Below are 627 nucleotides of genomic sequence, written 5' to 3'. Positions count from 1 at the left end.
GTGGCTTGCAGAGCGGTCCGCGGCTGGCCATCGGTGATGGTGCGATGGGCTTCTGGGCGGCGCTGGAAGAGGTGTTCCCGGCGACGACGGCGCAGCGCTGTTGGTTCCACAAGCTGGGCAATGTGTTGAATGCGCTGCCGGCGACATTGCAGTCCAAAGCCCGTGCCGGATTGCAGGCGATCTTTATGGCCGAAACCAGGGCCGATGCCATCAGCGCGTTCGGGCAGTTCGTCAGTACCTATGGCGCAAAGTATCCGAAGGCCGTGGAGAAGCTCGCTCAGGACAAGGACAGTCTACTAGCATTCTACGACTTCCCGGCCGAGCATTGGCAGCACATTCGGACCACCAATCCGATCGAGTCGACGTTTGCCACGGTGCGACATCGGACGACGCGCTCACGTAACTGCCTGTCGCGGGCGACGTTTCTCGGGCTGGCGTTCAAACTGATGGAAGAAGCAGAAAAGAGCTGGCGCAAGATTCGTGGCGCCGACAAGATCAGTGTGCTGCTGGCGGGCGTGCCGTTCAAGGATGGACTACCGGTGCAAGACAATCCACCGGAACAGCAAAAACTCGCCGCCTGACGCCGCTATCCTTCAAGCCGCCATACACCAGTCTTGACACTAGCTC

The 627-nt window shown here is 60.3% G+C and carries 1 protein-coding gene; it reads left to right on the top strand.

Annotated elements, in window-relative coordinates:
* Positions 1 to 581, top strand: a 581-nt coding sequence (locus RY831_RS33115; protein WP_326510519.1) for a transposase, incomplete at its 5' end; no start/stop codon positions are given.
* Positions 582 to 627 lie beyond the last annotated feature (46 nt).

The sequence above is a fragment of the Noviherbaspirillum album genome, from assembly GCF_035916955.1.
GTDB classification, from domain to species: Bacteria; Pseudomonadota; Gammaproteobacteria; order Burkholderiales; family Burkholderiaceae_D; genus Noviherbaspirillum; species Noviherbaspirillum album.
The sequence above is the reverse complement of the archived record's forward strand: the minus strand, read 5'-3'. Positions and strand labels throughout refer to the sequence as shown.